The following is a 17,313-nucleotide window of genomic DNA, read 5'->3' as shown; positions in this document are numbered from 1 at the left end:
AGTTCTGAAGTTTAAAGTTTTCGATAAAATATTGTGTAAAATCTAACAATAAGCCAAGAACTTGACTGAAAAGCCGTAATTTTGCACGCAATTAAACCGTAATTGCAACATGACAGCACACGAAAACAAAATCGTTGGCGAAGGGCTTACCTACGACGACGTACTTTTAGTTCCGGCCTATTCGGAAGTCTTACCAAGAGAGGTCAACATACAAACCAAATTCACACGCAACATTACCATTAATATCCCTATCGTTTCCGCAGCGATGGATACGGTGACCGAAAGCAAGATGGCCATTGCCATGGCGCAAGAAGGTGGCATTGGTGTGCTTCATAAAAACATGAGCATAGAGCAACAGGCAGAAAAAGTGCGTCGTGTAAAACGTGCTGAAAGTGGCATGATCATCGATCCAGTTACTTTGCCCATGACTGCAAGGGTAATTGATGCCAAACAAAACATGGCCGAACATGGCATTGGAGGTATTCCAATTGTTGATGAAAACGGCAGGTTGAAAGGGATTGTGACCAATCGCGATCTTCGTTTTGAGCATGCCAACGATAGGCCAATTGTGGAAGTAATGACCTCAGAAAATCTGATCACTGCGGCTGTTGGCACTTCATTAAAAGGTGCTGAAAAAATTCTTCAGCAGAACAAAATTGAAAAACTCTTGATTGTTGACGACAATTACAAGCTTGTAGGTCTCATCACGTTTAGAGACATTACAAAGGTCATCCAAAAGCCAAATGCCAATAAGGATTCCTTCGGAAGGTTGCGCGTTGCAGCCGCCATTGGTGTCACGCCAGATGCGGTGGAACGCGCTTCAGCATTGGTGCATGCTGGGGTGGACGCTGTGATTATTGATACCGCCCACGGCCATACCAAAGGTGTGGTGTTGGTTTTGAAAGACATAAAAAAGAAATTTCCTGAACTGGAAGTTATTGTGGGAAACATCGCCACTGCAGAAGCTGCCAAATATTTGGTTGATGCTGGTGCCGATGCGGTTAAAGTTGGGATTGGCCCGGGTTCTATCTGTACCACTAGAATAGTCGCTGGAGTTGGATTTCCTCAGTTTTCTGCAGTGTTGGAAGTTGCAGCTGCCATCAAAGGTTCTGGAGTTCCCGTAATTGCCGATGGCGGTATTCGCTACACCGGCGATATCCCTAAAGCCATCGCAGCAGGTGCCGATTGTGTGATGCTGGGTTCCCTCTTGGCTGGCACGAAGGAGAGTCCGGGAGAGACCATTATTTATGAGGGGAGAAAATTCAAATCCTATCGAGGCATGGGCTCAGTAGAGGCCATGAAACAAGGCAGCAAGGATCGTTATTTTCAAGATGTGGAAGACGATATCAAAAAACTGGTGCCAGAAGGCATCGTTGGTCGTGTGCCTTATAAAGGTGATTTAGTGGAAAGCATCCACCAATTCATAGGCGGTTTACGGGCAGGAATGGGTTACTGTGGTGCTAAAGATGTGGCGACTTTGCAAAATACAGGACGCTTTGTGAAAATTACCAGTTCTGGCATTAATGAAAGTCATCCCCACGATGTCACAATTACCAAAGAATCGCCTAACTATTCCCGTTGACATGTACCTGCGAAAGCAGGTATCTCATGAATCGAAGGAAAAATTTTTCTCGTTGAATTAATTTATGCGCAAGAGTGTTCAGGAGTTGAAAACGCTCAGTCCAGTAAGAAATACCTTGAGTAGGAAAGTCTTTTGGTTCAAAAACAAAAGGAGTATATCTTAAAAATCGTAAAATAACAACAAGAGACTGGTGGCAAACACCATGCTCTGCTTTTAGATGGTCTTGAACATTTTTAAACCTTACAGGCTGTTATGCATTCAAACCTACAAGCAAACCTACAAGGTTGAAAATAAACCTTGCAGGTTGGGCCAAACTGATATTTAACGGGCTTGAATTTTTTATATTCAAACATTCAAATATTCAAACATTCAGGAAAATCGCTTCGTGCCTCGCCATGACGTTCAGGAGGTTAGTTTGGAGCTTAAAGCTGTTCATGAATCAAATCCTAAATCCAAAATCGGATATCGCAAATCGTAATTCACTCTATTGCGGAAAATAATTTTTCACGATAGAAGTCATTTCCTCTTTGTTTGTTGAAACTCGTTGTACTTTGTCCCAAAGCGCATGAGAAATAAATGTCCTTAATGGCTGCTCAACTTTCAAAATGTGATGAAAGACCTTTTTGAGCTGTTCGTCCCAAATATGATGGTAATTCAAAAGATCATCGGGATAAACGATTTTGCGATAAGTACCTTCGTCTATACCTTCAAAGGGTTCAGAAATATTTAAATAGCCATAATCATCGGTCAATTGTTCTCCGGGCTGTATATCCCTAACCGCGATTTCAAAGTCGTAGGCGGTGGTCAAGCAATTGGAATCGAAGCTGTGATTTACAAATTTTCCATTGTCCCAACACAGCACCAAATTACCCTTATTGTTGCGATATGTGTAGGTTTCCAAAATATCCTGATACACTGCAGCCATGGACTCGAATTGTTCTGGAGAAAATTCACGATCTAAATCATCTAAGGCCCAAGTAATGGTTCCCGCAGGAATTAATTGGGTGGCAACTAGGCCATAACCCACGGTTTTATTGATGAATTTGACTTCGGTATGTGGATGGATCATTTAGTTTTTTATTATTGATTTTCATTTTAAATGTATGAAATATTTCAAATGTACAATGCAAAAGACACTATTTTTATAAGTCTGTATATTTTTAGAAAATGGAATCCAGCTGGATTATTTAGGTTTGACGAAAGATGGAATGGAATCAATGGTTCTGTCAAATTATTCAAATTTTTCTTAGCTATTGGAAATTCTATGCGTTTTCAGATAGGTAAAATCAGAAATTTTACTTCGATATTAAACAAAGCAATTAACTATTTTAGCGGCTTAAGCATCAAAAATGAAATCAATCTTCTCTAACCACCTATTATCGATCTAATAATGAAAAATACTGAATTTTTACTGGCCTTTTTAGCAATTTGTTTTTTGACCTCTTGCGGTTTAAAACCAATTGCTTCGGAATACTCTTTTATCAAAACAGATATGGGAACTGTCGATTTAGAAGGCCTCGGTAATGGGACTGTCCTAATCTACAATGCTGCCGACATGCTCCATAAAATCGATAATACTGCGCGATTGAATGTTTGGATCGATGAGAAACCAATGGGTCAAATCAAGCCAAGCGAATATGTGATCATCAATTTGAAAAATGGGAACCATCAGTTTAAATTGCTACATAAAGATGTAGTTAACATGAGAAGCGACCATGAAGTTCAAGTTAGTGATAGCACTAAAGTGATAAGAGTAAAGCCGAATATTGCTTCCAATAAATTAGAAGTCACGAATGAACTGCCATTGAAATTTGAAAAGTTCAAGTATGCTGAAAACTAATCAAACCTAAGTACATCGTTTAATTTCCATTCAAGTATTTCCGATAACTCCTTGAATTAAATCTCAAAGACAAATGGGTTTGTGCCATGATTTGCGAGCAAAGTTTTTCACTCAAACTCTTCGGCCTCAAACCCCAATAGATCATCAATGGTATTTGCAGTTACCGAATGATAATTAGGTCTTGCTTTTTTATAGATCGCTAGAGCTGCTTCGGTTTTATCATTGCGCTCAAACGCTTTATAAAGTGTGGCAACATACCAACGTCTTCCCACATGGGTTAGAAAATCCTCGATTTTCGCATCCACATCATTACCGTGATAATCGTGATTGATGGCCTGCTCATACCAAACCATGGCGATGTGTGAATTGCTCGCATTGGTAAAGTCAAAAGCATTGTCCAATCGCTGTAAATCTTCGGTTGAAATGCTTTCAGGAAAGTTTCGTATAAAATGCACCCATTCATCTGTTGTCCAATCTTTGGTTTTGGAGGCGTCTATGGATTTGCTGTCTAGAAAAGTGTTCAAGACCGTTTCCGTTTGCTCAAACTTATCGGAAACAATGACCACTTGGTTGTCTGGGATACCTGGTTCATAAATCCATTCCTCAACATTGAAATCGATATTATTGGGCTCTAAAAGATTCAGATTGAGATAATCCACGAACTTTTCAGTCGTCATGGTTTTGAAGGCGTTTTTACTGAAATACGCTTTTAAGAACGAATCCAATTTATCGCGGCCTACCTTTTCTTCCAAGGTGCGCAAAAACAGAAAGCCTTTGTCATAAGCAATACTGTTCATACCATCATCTGGATTTTTGCCTTCAAGATCCAATTTCAGACGTGTCATTTCTGGCGCATCCTTAAAGTTTTCGATCTCATCTGCCAGATCCTGTCTACCAATGAGCGCAATCATATTGGCGCGATCTTTTCCGTAGAGGGCTTCCATGATGCGATTTTCAAAGTACACTGTAAACCCTTCATTGAGCCAAAAGTCGTCCCAAGTGGCGTTGGTCACCAAATTGCCAGACCAAGAATGTGCCAATTCGTGAGCCACCAAAGAGGTTAAGCTTTTATCGCCAGCAATTACGGTTGGAGTGGCAAAGGTCAAACGCGGATTTTCCATCCCTCCAAAAGGAAAGCTGGGTGGTAAGACAATCACGTCAAATTGTTCCCAGGCATAATCGCCATAAAGTTTTTCGGCTGCGGCAACCATTTTTTCCATATCACTAAATTCTTCCTGGGCTTTATCTACCATTGATTTTTCGGCATAAACCCCTGTGCGATCGCTAATGGGCTTATATTCCAAATCGCCAACTGCGAGCGCAATGAGATAGGGAGGAATGGGCTGTTTCATCTTAAACTGATACACGCCATCTTCGGTTTTTTGTTTCGGATTCTCGGCACTCATCACAGCCATCAAATTGTTGGGCACTTTCACTGTGGCATCGTAGGTAATCCTAATTTGCGGACTGTCTTGAATCGGGATCCAAGAGCGCGTTAAGATCGCTTGGCCTTGAGTGAATAAAAATGGCTGCTCTTTATCTAAAGTTTGTTGAGGGGCCAACCATTGCACGGCTTCGGTTTGGGAAGTGGTTTTATAAAAAACGCTTATTTTATTCGTGTCTTCCGTAATTGCGATTTTCAAGGCTTGACCTAAATCTTCATTGAAATCGCCCATAGAAAATGTTGTGGCATTTCCATTTGCTTCTACTTTTTCAATATCCAAATATTTTGAGTCCAGAATAATTTCCGAGGCATCGTTGGTGTCAATGTCATAAGTCGCAACGCCTGCAATGGTCTTACTTTCAAAATCTACCTTGATGTCCAAATCCAAATGGGTGATCACTGCATCATTAGGTTGGGCGTAGGAGTGCGGTTCTTCGACGTATTTTGTCACTGTTTTTTCTGGTTTTTGCTCAGTCTGGCAACTTAAGCTTAAAAGTAATATCGCAAGTAGCGAAATTTGTGATTTCATAAAATTAGTCATTGTAAATTTCTCCGCGATGTGGTTTGAGTGCGTCGCGAATGGGTTTCATCTCCTCTTGAGTAACCACCATATAAGCAATACTGTGCATCTCATGGACTTGCTGAAAATCTGTGATATTTAAATCTGTTTTTTGAATAGCGATGTATTCGTTTAAGTGCTTCACGTGATGCTCTGCAATTTTTAGTGCATCTGGACCTCTAAAGTCCCATATTAATTTTAATTTAGACATTGGCGACTGAAATTTCGTTTTCAACAAAGTTCTTAAAATCTTTCATATATTTTTCAGATTGTTTTCTAAACATATTTGGTGATACTAAAATCATTACCCTCATGAAAAAATTCAAAGGTAAGAACTCGCATTTAATAACCCATTTAGTAAAACCTTCTGGTGTTTTCTCAAAATAATTTTCTTGAATGCTGTGTATGCCTTTCGTGTCATAAGACGCATGGAACTCGTTGGGAAGATTGCGTTTGGTGATGGTTTCCACAACTTGCATGGATCGATTTCCAAATCTATAATTGAATTTCATTTTAGAACCCAATGCCCCGGGCGCTCCAATGATGTGCTCTGCCGACACCAAACCGCGTTGCCAATGTTTCAAATTCTCAACATTGTCTATTTTTTTGATGACTTGTTCAATAGGTAAGCAAATCTTGATCTCTGTATTGTATATCATTTTTTACTATTGCTGTGATCAGCTATCTTGGTATTTTAATAGGTAATGATTGTAAAGATAAAAGAATTTTATGGTCGCAGGTATTAAGCGCACTGTACTGCATATTTAATTGATGAGTGACACTTTTGAAAGTGAATCCAATTCATTTTTACCTTATGGGCTGCTTTAGGCATTTGATGAATCCTGTTGAGTCAAAATAATAAAAACAGCTTTGTACACGTTTCAAATAAGGCATTGGTTTACTGTTTGAATTATATTACTTTTACGGCCAAGAATTTGTTTCCATTAATTCATATCCTATCAAAATGAAGTTATTAATTACCGCTATTTGCCTTAGTTTCTCTGTGTTGATATACGCACAAGAAGACAAAAAAGATGTTCTGTTTACTGTTGATGGTGAGCCAGTCATGACCTCTGAGTTTCAAAGGGTTTACAATAAAAATCTTGATTTAGTCAAAGATGAGTCCCAAAAGGATATCGATGCCTATCTGGAACTTTTTGTCAATTATAAACTAAAGGTAAAGGACGCCAAGCGTTTGGGATTGGATAAGGATGCCCAATATGTTAAGGAGTTCAACAATTACAAAAATCAGCTCAGCAAAAATTACATGACCGACAATAAGGTCACAGATAAATTGGTGAAAGAAGCCTATGATCGCATCTCAAATGAGGTGAAAGCCTCACACATCTTGATTATGCTCGATGAAAATGAAACCGATACAACCCAAGTTTACAACCGACTTCTAGAGTTGAGACAACGTGTTTTAGACGAAGGCTTTGCGCCAGTTCAAAAAGAAGTTCACGATAGAGAAACTGTTTTTGCAGAGGATTTAGGCTGGTTTTCTGGTTTTAAAATGGTGTATCCATTTGAAACTGAAGCTTACAATACCAAATTAGGAGAGGTTTCCATGCCATTCCGTTCAAAATTTGGTTTTCATATTGTGAAGGTTTGGGATAAGCGCAAATCTTTGGGAGAAGTTGCCGTAGCACATATCATGATTGCAAAACAGCAACAAGACAGTACGATAGATCCCGAGACGCGCATTCAACAAATCTATGGAAAAATAGAGCAAGGCGAAAAATTTGAATCCTTGGCGAAGCAATTTTCAGATGATAATAGCTCTTCATCAAAAGGAGGGGAGTTGGCACCTTTTTCCGGCGGGCAATTGAGCTCTAAAGCTTTTGAGGATGTGGCTTTTAGTTTAGAGAATAAGAATGATATTTCAAAACCCTTCCAAAGTGAATATGGATGGCATATCATCAAATTGATCGATAAAAAAGAGATGCAATCTTTTGAGGACATGCAGAGCGAGTTGGAAAGCCGAGTCAAAAGAGACTCCAGATCGCAATTGATAAACTCGGCCATGGTTAAAAAACTTAAGGAAAAGTATCAAATCAAGGATCATCCAGAGGCATTGACCTATTTTGCCGGCACTATCAACGAGGATTTCTTCAAACGTACTTGGAACATTCCAGAACAAATTGAAAGCGACAAAATCATATTAAAAATAAAGGACGACAGCTACACTTACCGCGATTTTGCAGATTATTTAATGTCGGCCCAACGCAATTACAGCAACAAACCTTTAAAGCCAGAAGTGGTTGTCAATAAAGAATATGAGGCTTTTTTAGAGCGCAAATTGCTGCAATATCAAGAAGCGCATTTAGAAGAAGAAAATGAAGATTTTGCCCATGTGCTTCAGGAGTATAGAGACGGACTCCTTTTATTTGACTTGATGGAACAAGAAATATGGAATAAGGCTACAAAAGACAGCTTAGGGTTGCAAGCCTTTTTTGACACGCACCAGTCTGATTATGTCTGGAAGGATAGAGCTGATGGCAGCTTGCTCACTTCCGCTTCAGAAAAAGAAATTTCAAAAGCGAGAAAGGCCTTGAAAAAAGGCGATTCAATTGAAGCGGTCTTGACTGAAAGAAATAAAAACAATGCCTCTAATATCTTAGCCACCAACCAAGTGTTTGAACAAGGGGATCAGGCCTTGCCGGAAACTTATAATTTTAAAAATGGTATCTCAGAAATTTTTGAGCATAATGATGCTTATCATATCTTGATTACCAATGAAATCCTGCCTGCGGGTGCCAAAACCTTAAAAGAGGCACGTGGTAGAGTAGTTAGTGACTACCAAAACCAGCTAGAGAAAGATTGGTTAACAAATCTTCATGAGCGTTATACTGTAGAAATCAACAAGGCAGCATTGCAACAAGTTAAATTAAAACTTCAGAAATAGTTTGATTAAAAATAGGATTTTATTAGTTGTTTCAATTGTGCTCTTGAACAGTTCCTGTGACTTTTTTAAAGACCCCACAGATGATCAGCCAATAGCAAGAGTGAATGAAGCCTATTTGTATAAGAGAGATTTGGAAGGTTTGGTGAAAGAAGGCACCTCTAAAGATGACAGCACCGTGATCGTTAACAATTTCATTACCAAATGGGCGACCCAACTCTTACTTTTGGATGGCGCAGAGCGAAACCTTCCTGAAGCCAGACAAATTGAATTCGACAAGCTGGTAAAACAGTATAAAAGTGATTTGTACAGCAAATCCTATTTGGAGGCTTTGGTAAATAGAAGCGTAGATACGGTAATCAATGACGCCGAAGCACAGTTGGTTTATGAAACCAATCTGGCCACATTTAAGCTCAATGAGGATTTGGTAAAATTTCGGTACTTAGTGCTCAACGAAAAAGCCAGTAACAATGACGAAATTGAAGAACGTTTCAAACGTTTTGATGCAGAAGACAAAAACTATCTAGATTCCATATCCATACAATTCAAGGATTATTGGCTGAAGGATTCATTGTGGGTCAAAAAAACCCAAATGGTGGATCGCATTCCGGTACTCAATGCTGAAAACAAAAGTGAACTGTTAAAAAAAACTAATTATATACAGCTCAAAGATTCATTAAACCTATATTTGATGCAAATAAAGGATGTGTTGTCCCAGAACGATTTAGCGCCTTTAGAGTACGTAAGACCTACTATAAAGCAAATTGTTGTGAATAAAAGAAAACTGGAACTCATTAAAACCTTTGAAAAAGATATTACCAAGGATGCTATTAAAAACAAACGATTTGAGATTTACAATTAAAACCATGGTTTTGACTGCGCTAATTAGCGCATTCTCAGTTCATACCTATGCTCAAGAAATCATTGAGGATGAAACTGACAATAGTGGTAAAGTATTAGATTCTACACAAACCGCAGCACGTCAAAAGGTTGATGGGGTGGCGGCAGTAGTGGGCGACTTCGTGATTTTGGATTCCGATATTGATAAGGAATACATGCAACTGCAAGCCAGAGGGGTCTCTATCGCAAGATTCACTAGGTGTGAACTCTTCGGAAAGCTCTTAGAGGATAAATTATACGCACATCATGCCATTCAAGACAGTATCACGGTAAATGAATTGGAGGTTCGATCAATGGTAGAACAGCAAATCAACTCCATTTTAGAGCAGAAAGGTGGCTCTATGGCAGAACTTTTGGAGTTTTACAGTAAAGACAATGAGCAAAGCCTTAGAGAGGAAATGTTCGAGATCAACAAGAATGGCAAGTTGGTGGCAGACATGCAGCGTAAGATCGTTGCAGATTTAGAGGTGACCCCAGAAGAAGTAAGGGAGTATTTTAATGACATCCCAAAAGATTCACTCCCGACGTTTGGAACTGAATTAAAAGTGGCACAGATTGTCATTATCCCAGAGGTTTCTGAAGAAGCTAAAAAAGCAGTCATCCGCAAATTAAAGGATTTTAAGGCTGATGTCATTGAGAATGGCGCGAGTTTCACAACCAAAGCCGTTTTTTACTCAGATGATGTGGCTGCACGTAGCAAAGGAGGACTTTACACTTTGAACAAAAAGCGCCCACAAATGGTAAAGGAGTTTAGAGATGTTGCTTTTTCATTACAAGAAGGTGAAATTTCAGAGCCTTTTGAGAGTGATTTTGGATATCATATCGTTCTCTTGGAAAAAATTAGAGGTCAGGAATATGATGTGCGCCATATTTTATTACGCCCTGAATTATCAGACGAAGCGATTATTGAAGCTAAAGACGAAATCAATAAAATTAGGGAACGCATAGTTTCAGGAGATTTGACTTTTAACGCTGCTGCCCGCGAGTTTAGTGATGAAACGGAAACTAAAAACGACGGTGGCCAGTTGACAAACCCAATGACTCAGGATTTCAATTTTGAGTTGACCAATATGGATCCCGAATTATACGGGCAAATCCAGGATTTAAAAGATGGGGAGGTAAGCCTAGTGTTGCAAGATCAAGATCGTGTGAACCGCATCAAATTCAAAATCATGAGCGTTACCGATAGAATCAACGATCACAAAGCAGATTTTGCTAAAGATTACCTTAAGATCAAAAATTTAACCGAACAAGAAAAACAGTACGAAACCATTAAAAAATGGCAAGACGAAAAAATCAATGATACCTACGTAAAAATCAGTGAAGATTATAGATCTTGTAAATTCGATGGAAACTGGTTAAAACTTGATAAGGAATAATATGTCTGACGTTGCTGCTATTGAAAATTTTGTAAAAAAGTATAACGCCCTAAAGTCTGAAGTTGCTAAAGTGATCGTAGGCCAGGATGAAGTGGTCAATCAAATCCTGATTTCCATTTTTTCTGGGGGACACTCCCTCTTGATTGGAGTGCCTGGTTTGGCAAAAACCCTAATGGTCAATACCATTGCTCAAGCGTTGGGATTGGATTTTAAACGCATTCAGTTTACGCCCGATCTAATGCCCAGTGATATTTTAGGAAGTGAGATCCTTGACGAAAACAGACATTTCAAATTTTTAAAAGGGCCTATTTTTGCCAATATTGTTTTGGCAGATGAAATTAACCGTACCCCACCAAAAACCCAAGCAGCTTTATTGGAGGCCATGCAAGAACGTGCTGTGACTGTTTCTGGTCATCAGTATCAATTAAGTTTACCCTATTTTGTGTTGGCCACGCAAAACCCAATAGAGCAGGAGGGAACTTATCCCTTACCCGAAGCGCAATTAGACCGGTTTATGTTCGCTATCAATTTGGAGTATCCCTCTTTTCAGGAGGAAGTTCAAGTAGTTAAAACCACCACAACAGATGTTACACAAACGGTGAATGCTTTGTTCACAGCTCAGGAAATCATAGATTTTCAAAATGTGATTCGGCGCATTCCAGTGGCCGATAATGTGATTGAGTACGCCGTAACCATGGTAAGTAAAACAAGACCTAATACGTCATATGCATCAGATCTTGTGACCGAGTTTGTAGATTGGGGAGCAGGCCCAAGAGCCTCTCAAAACCTTATTTTAGCAGCAAAGACTCATGCCGCTATCAATGGTAAATTTTCTCCAGATATCGAAAACGTACAAGCGGTGGCCCAAGGTATTCTTCGCCATAGAATCATTAAAAACTATAAAGCCGAGGCAGAAGGTGTGAGTGATCAGCAAATCATCGAAAGTTTATTTTAAATTGCAGGCATTGAAAACTTCAGGATGCCTATAGACTATAGTAAGCGTATTTATGGATTGGATGTGGTTAGAGCAGTGGCCATTCTTTTGGTCATGTTGTCGCACTCTACTTTTTTGATTTTTCCCAATGGGGGGCATCCCATTATTTCGATATTTCAATTTTTTGGTGCCATTGGCGTGGATTTGTTTTTTGTGCTGAGCGGCTTTTTGATTGGTGGTTTGTTGTTGCGACAGATTGAGCAGCAAAAAGTCCGATTCAAGGATGTGTTTTATTTTTGGATTCGACGCTGGTTTAGAACGCTGCCCAATTACTTTTTGATTTTGTTGCTTAATATTTTAATGATTTACCTGCTATTCGGAATCATTATTGATCAAATTGGCGATTTCTTACTTTTTATCCAGAATTTTTCCGCCCCACATCCCAATTTCTTTACCGAAGCTTGGAGTCTTTCCATAGAAGAATATGCCTATTTGATTGGCCCCTTGTTGCTATTTCTATTGGTCTTGATATTTAGTAAAGTCAATAAATTCCGGCTTTTTCTGGTCACGACGCTGCTTATCATCGTTGGAGTGAGCATGGCACGCTATCGTTTTGGTCTAAGCCATGATTATGTGGATTATAGCGATTGGAGCCAGCATATTAGAAAAGTGGTCATTTTCAGAATAGATAGTATCTACTATGGGTTTATTGGAGCTTATGTGGCCTACACGTTTAAATCTTTCTGGGAAACGCATAGAATCAAATTGTTCTTCACTGGCGCCTTACTTTTTATTACGGTGCACGCATGTATTTTGTTATTCCAAATTCAGCCGCAACACGCAAATCTTTTCTACACCGTTTTTTATTTGCCGTTGGTTTCTGTGAGCATACTACTATTGTTTCCGCTGTGTTCCAGTTGGCGGGATCGAACAATTTTTGAAAAGCAAATCACAAAAATTAGCATACTTTCTTATGGGCTCTATCTCGTTAACCTTTCGCTTATCCTATTGCCGTTACAATTGTGGCTCAAATCCATGACAACCTCAATAGGTTTTAATTTTGTGATTCTAGCAGTTTATTGGGTGCTGTCTTTTGTGTTTGCCCAGCTCCTGTATCGCTATTATGAGAAACCAATGACAGATTTACGTGATAGCAGGCGAATCAAAAGTTATTTTAAATGATTTTGGCATTATTGATTTCCTAGATACAACTTCGCATTATTGGGTATTTGTGAAAATAATATAAAATTCTTTGGTGTTTATTGAATTATTTTGATTCGAATGAAGTATCCATTCTAAATTTCAGAAATTCTTTAAAAATCCGTAATATTGTTATACTTTTTTTAAGAGAATAGTCTCTCAAAAAGATTATCTTAAGGAAGAAATTTCAACTAACAATTTAAAATATATTTATGGCTTTTGATATCGACATGATCAAAGACGTTTACTCCAAAATGCCAGAGCGCGTAGATGCAGCTCGAAACATAGTGGGTAAACCGTTAACACTTTCAGAAAAAATTCTTTATGCTCATCTTTGGGATGGCAAAACGGATAAGGCGTTCACACGAGGAAAAGACTATGTAGATTTCGCACCCGATCGTATTGCCTGCCAAGATGCAACTGCTCAAATGGCCTTATTGCAATTTATGCAGGCAGGTAAACCAAACGTAGCTGTGCCAACCACGGTGCATTGTGATCACTTGATCCAAGCTAAACAAGGGGCTGTTCCCGATTTGAAACGTGCAAATGAAAACAGTCACGAAGTTTTTGATTTCTTGGCTTCTGTATCTAAAAAATATGGTATCGGTTTTTGGAAGCCTGGTGCAGGGATCATTCATCAAGTGGTCTTGGAAAATTACGCCTTTCCGGGCGGAATGATGATTGGTACCGATTCACATACCGTTAATGCTGGTGGATTAGGAATGGTAGCTATTGGGGTTGGCGGCGCAGATGCTGTTGATGTTATGGCTGGTATGGCGTGGGAACTTAAATTCCCTAAGCTGATTGGTGTTAAATTAACCGGAAACATCAATGGATGGACATCTTCAAAAGATGTGATTCTAAAGGTTGCTGGAATTTTGACTGTTAAAGGAGGAACCGATTCCATTGTAGAATATTTCGGCCCTGGAGCCAAGAATCTATCGTGTACAGGAAAAGGCACCATTTGTAATATGGGTGCTGAAATTGGGGCAACTACATCAACCTTTGGTTACGATGACTCTATGGAGCGTTATCTAAGAGCAACCGATAGAGCTGAAATTGCCGATGAAGCCAACAAAATTAGAGAATATCTTACAGGTGACGACGAAGTTTATGCCAACCCTGAAGCCTACTTCGATCAAGTCATTGAAATTAATTTAGATGAATTGCGTCCACATCTCAACGGTCCATTTACACCAGATTTGGCAACTCCTGTTGGTGAACTTGGTAAGAAAGCAAGAGAAAATGGGTGGCCAATCAAAGTAGATTGGGGTCTTATTGGGTCTTGTACCAACTCGTCTTATGAAGATTTAACACGAGCGTCCTCTATTGCACAGCAAGCGGTTGATAAAAAGATCAAGCCTAAATCAGATTTCGGGATCAATCCAGGTTCTGAGCAAATTCGATTTACTGCAGAACGCGATGGCATCCTAAAAATATTTGAGGACCTTCAAGCTACCATTTTTACAAATGCTTGTGGCCCTTGCATTGGTCAATGGGATAGAAGCGACAGAAAAGGTGATGAAAAAAACACAATTGTGCATTCTTTCAACCGTAACTTCTCAAAACGAGCAGATGGGAATCCAAATACGCACGCCTTTGTAGGCTCTCCAGAAATGGTTGCAGCCATTGCAATTTCAGGACGATTGGATTTTGACCCTATGAACGACACTTTGATCAACGAAGATGGCGAGGAAGTGAAATTGGAAGAACCAAGAGGTATTGAATTACCACCAAAAGGTTTTGCGGTAGAAGAGTCTGGTTATGTAGCCCCTGTTGCTGATGGTAGCGAGGTTGATATTTCTGTTAGCAAGGATTCTGAACGTTTACAATTATTAGCACCTTTTGAACCCATTGGGAATCAAATTAAAGATGCAAAATTGCTGATCAAAGCTTTTGGCAAATGCACCACAGATCATATTTCTATGGCTGGACCTTGGTTACGTTTTAGAGGACATTTGGATAATATTTCAAACAACATGCTCATTGGCGCTATCAATGCCTTTGGTAAGAAAACCAATTTTGTCAAAAATCAATTGACTGGCGAATATGGAGGTGTGCCAGATGTTGCGAGAGCCTATAAGGCTGAAGGTGTAAAATCCATCGTAGTGGGTGACCACAACTATGGCGAGGGATCTTCACGGGAGCATGCAGCTATGGAACCAAGACATTTGGGGGTTGTTGCGGTAATTGTAAAATCCTTTGCACGTATTCATGAGACCAACCTCAAAAAACAAGGGATGTTGGGTCTAACGTTTGCGAATGAAAATGACTATGATTTGATTCAAGAGGATGATACCTTCAACTTTTTGGATTTAGACCAATTTGCACCAGATAAGCAATTGGCCATTGAGATTGTGCACAGTGACGGTAGTAAGGACACATTTAAAGTGAACCATACTTACAACCAAGCACAGATTGATTGGTTTAATGAAGGCTCTGCATTGAACTTGATTAAAAAAGAGAATGCTGCCTAATACTATATAATTTTGAAGAAAAGCTCTTGAACCTATCAAGAGCTTTTTTTTGATTAAAAAATAAATCCCCATGGCTAAGCCAAGAAAAATGAAATGGTCTACCATACTATTTGTGGTAGTTCTTTTACTATTGATCATCCCACAAACCCGCAAGCCTATTCAAATTTTCTTGCAAAAGGGAATGGCGAAAGTGGTCAAGCCCTCTGCTATCGAAAACTCAGAAAGGGCTTCCCTGTCTACATTTAACTGGAAACTCAAAAATGATCAAGGGGAAACCGTGAATTTTAAGTCTGCGGAAGGCAAAGTCATCATCATCAACTTTTGGGCCACTTGGTGCCCACCGTGTATTGCTGAAATGCCCGATTTCGAAACCCTATATCAAGATTATAAAGATAATGATGCCATTGAATTTTGGTTTGTCTCCAATGAGAAGCAAAGCGTCACTGCGAACTTTTTGGAAGAGAAAGGCTATAGTTTTAAGTCCTATCAGCCAAGCACACAGCCACCTTCTAATTTCAATGTGAGTTCCATACCCAGAACTTTTGTGATTGATACCGCGGGTAAAATCGTATTGGACAAAAGTGGTGTTGCAGACTGGGATAGCGATAAAATGCGGCGTATTTTGGACGGATTGATTGAAAACAAATTCACTATGGACTAAAAGTGACATGCGTTTTTTTATACAGAGTGAAAGTTGTATTCGCGAGATTCGTGGCAAAACTTTTGAATCAGAAGTGATTATAAGAAAGCGAGATGTGCTAAAGGCCATAGTTTGAAGGCCATTTGAGACCATTCAAAACCAGAGATACTAAAGTGTCTTAAAAAACGCCTTTATAAAACTCCAAGAAAATAAAGAGGACATGATGCTCAATTCTTCAGCAAATGTGGATTCCTCATCCAAAAACCTAAACATAGTCTGTACTTTATTTTTGGTGTAAAAGCGCTCAAAAATCCATTCGCCCTTTTCATTTTCCTCGGAAAGGACTTTCAGAAATATTTTATCGTAAACCTTATATTTATTTCGGAATAAGCCTTCGGAAGGATTCCGGCTAGCTTTGATATTCTCAATTATTCGAGTGACTTTTTTTTCAGTAAGTTTGAAGGAATATCCCGTAGAACCTTTAACCCATCCACCAGCAGTGCCAATTTTAGTGAGGTGTTTTGTGGAATAGCTGTCAAACGGAAAATTGGTCATTGGGATCACGCCTGTTTCAACTTCTAAGATTTGATAGTCTTCAATTTTCAAATATTCTGAAATGTAGTGTTCCAAATACTTGTCATAAGTGCTTTCGGGAACCGTTTCCGCAGTAAAATAGGTAAACTCCACGAGCGCTTCTGTTTCAGAAAAAGGTAGGACATAGGTAAAAGTAGTCTGCTCACCATCTTTCAAACGATAATCCATCATTGTAATCGCTGAAGTCTCAAATTTAGGACGTTCTGTTTTGATTACTAAACCCTTAAAATGCTGTAGGATTTTTATGCTTTTATTGGCTTCCGTAGAAAAATAAGCCTCCGGCATCCTGCTATCAAAAATATGATTGGCCGTATATTGGTTTTTATCGGTTGTGATGAGGGAGGTCTCGCTTTCTACCACGGAAAGCACTTTTTCTAAAATAAAGTTGAAATTGGCTTTTGCTGAAAGTTTCGTTTTAGCATGTTCATAAAAGTCGATGGAACGGATTGTTTTATAATGATACGGCGCCAAATCCAATAGTGCCTTCTGTTGTGAAGACTGAAAAATAGCATGATCCCAGCTTTTGTGAATAATGGCATCCCACTGCCCTTTGCCAATTTCCCAAAATGACCAAGATCTGTCGTTCTCGTCCTTTTCCGAAGGGTCAATAAGTGCAATACGCATAGAATTGAAATAAACGTCTTTAGCCATTTTTAAAGCTAACTGTAAACCAGATAAGCCATTACCTATAATCACATAGTCATAATGCTTGGAAGTTTTGGTCATGGGAGACATTTAAGATTGAAGGCAGCTGCTGTTTTTTTTCTACGATATTAAACAAAAGAACTCATTTCAGTAGAAAAATAAGAACTAACAATTGTTATTAGTTAATTGGATTCAAGTCTTTGATCTTATGCCTAAC

At 39.1% G+C, this 17,313-nt stretch carries 15 protein-coding genes; 10 read left to right on the top strand and 5 right to left on the bottom strand.

The window, feature by feature from the left end:
* Positions 1-109 precede the first annotated feature (109 nt).
* Entirely contained in the window at positions 110-1,582 is a 1,473-nt protein-coding gene (gene guaB / locus ESY88_RS07010; protein ID WP_147085811.1) for an IMP dehydrogenase, read from the top strand.
* A gap of 484 nt (positions 1,583-2,066) precedes the next feature.
* On the opposite strand, the gene ESY88_RS07005 is transcribed toward guaB, so the two are convergent.
* A complete protein-coding gene (locus ESY88_RS07005) occupies positions 2,067-2,651 on the bottom strand; it encodes an SET domain-containing protein (protein ID WP_147085810.1) in 585 nt (194 codons plus the stop codon).
* A 48-nt stretch (positions 2,652-2,699) separates the two neighbouring features.
* Between ESY88_RS07005 and ESY88_RS07000 the strand changes: the two genes are divergently transcribed.
* On the top strand, positions 2,700-2,951 hold the full coding sequence (locus tag ESY88_RS07000) for a hypothetical protein (RefSeq protein WP_147085809.1): 252 nt from the start codon (positions 2,700-2,702) through the stop codon (positions 2,949-2,951).
* 21 nt (positions 2,952-2,972) lie between these two features.
* Entirely contained in the window at positions 2,973-3,422 is a 450-nt protein-coding gene (locus tag ESY88_RS06995) for a hypothetical protein (protein WP_147085808.1), read from the top strand.
* Positions 3,423-3,529: 107 nt separating this feature from the next.
* Here the strand turns inward: ESY88_RS06995 and ESY88_RS06990 are convergent, their stop codons facing one another.
* The 3 genes from ESY88_RS06990 to ESY88_RS06980 form a co-directional block, all read right to left on the bottom strand.
* On the bottom strand, positions 3,530-5,317 hold the full coding sequence (locus tag ESY88_RS06990; protein WP_223270751.1) for a M1 family metallopeptidase: 1,788 nt from the start codon (positions 5,315-5,317) through the stop codon (positions 3,530-3,532).
* 82 nt (positions 5,318-5,399) lie between these two features.
* A complete protein-coding gene (locus ESY88_RS06985; RefSeq protein WP_147085806.1) occupies positions 5,400-5,636 on the bottom strand; it encodes a hypothetical protein in 237 nt (78 codons plus the stop codon).
* On the bottom strand, positions 5,629-6,084 hold the full coding sequence (locus ESY88_RS06980; protein ID WP_147085805.1) for an SRPBCC family protein: 456 nt from the start codon (positions 6,082-6,084) through the stop codon (positions 5,629-5,631). The genes ESY88_RS06985 and ESY88_RS06980 overlap by 8 nt, the downstream gene beginning before the upstream one ends.
* A gap of 305 nt (positions 6,085-6,389) precedes the next feature.
* Here ESY88_RS06980 and ESY88_RS06975 point away from each other — a divergent pair, with 305 nt between their 5' ends.
* The 7 genes from ESY88_RS06975 (at position 6,390) to ESY88_RS06945 (ending at position 15,878) form a co-directional block, all read left to right on the top strand.
* The gene (locus tag ESY88_RS06975) at positions 6,390-8,330 is read left to right on the top strand and encodes a peptidylprolyl isomerase (RefSeq protein WP_147085804.1); all 1,941 of its coding nucleotides are present in this window, start codon (positions 6,390-6,392) and stop codon (positions 8,328-8,330) included.
* A 37-nt stretch (positions 8,331-8,367) separates the two neighbouring features.
* A complete protein-coding gene (locus ESY88_RS06970) occupies positions 8,368-9,189 on the top strand; it encodes a peptidyl-prolyl cis-trans isomerase (protein WP_317128671.1) in 822 nt (273 codons plus the stop codon).
* Positions 9,173-10,606 (top strand): peptidylprolyl isomerase, encoded by a 1,434-nt coding sequence (locus ESY88_RS06965; protein ID WP_317128667.1) that lies wholly within the window; start codon positions 9,173-9,175, stop codon positions 10,604-10,606. Before ESY88_RS06970 ends, ESY88_RS06965 begins: the two co-directional genes overlap by 17 nt.
* 1 nt (position 10,607) lies before the next feature.
* Positions 10,608-11,561 (top strand): AAA family ATPase, encoded by a 954-nt coding sequence (locus ESY88_RS06960; RefSeq protein ID WP_147085801.1) that lies wholly within the window; start codon positions 10,608-10,610, stop codon positions 11,559-11,561.
* Positions 11,562-11,585: 24 nt separating this feature from the next.
* On the top strand, positions 11,586-12,722 hold the full coding sequence (locus ESY88_RS06955; RefSeq protein ID WP_147085800.1) for an acyltransferase family protein: 1,137 nt from the start codon (positions 11,586-11,588) through the stop codon (positions 12,720-12,722).
* Between the two features lie 230 nt (positions 12,723-12,952).
* On the top strand, positions 12,953-15,217 hold the full coding sequence (locus tag ESY88_RS06950; protein ID WP_147085799.1) for an aconitate hydratase: 2,265 nt from the start codon (positions 12,953-12,955) through the stop codon (positions 15,215-15,217).
* Between the two features lie 70 nt (positions 15,218-15,287).
* The gene (locus ESY88_RS06945; protein WP_147085798.1) at positions 15,288-15,878 is read left to right on the top strand and encodes a TlpA family protein disulfide reductase; all 591 of its coding nucleotides are present in this window, start codon (positions 15,288-15,290) and stop codon (positions 15,876-15,878) included.
* 147 nt (positions 15,879-16,025) lie between these two features.
* On the opposite strand, the gene ESY88_RS06940 is transcribed toward ESY88_RS06945, so the two are convergent.
* A complete protein-coding gene (locus ESY88_RS06940) occupies positions 16,026-17,177 on the bottom strand; it encodes a lycopene cyclase family protein (RefSeq protein ID WP_147085797.1) in 1,152 nt (383 codons plus the stop codon).
* Positions 17,178-17,313 lie beyond the last annotated feature (136 nt).

It is taken from the genome of Subsaximicrobium wynnwilliamsii, from assembly GCF_007997225.1.
In the GTDB taxonomy this organism is placed as follows: Bacteria; Bacteroidota; Bacteroidia; order Flavobacteriales; family Flavobacteriaceae; genus Psychroserpens; species Psychroserpens wynnwilliamsii.
Note: the sequence above shows the minus strand (reverse complement) of the source record. Positions and strands in the feature narration are given on the sequence as shown.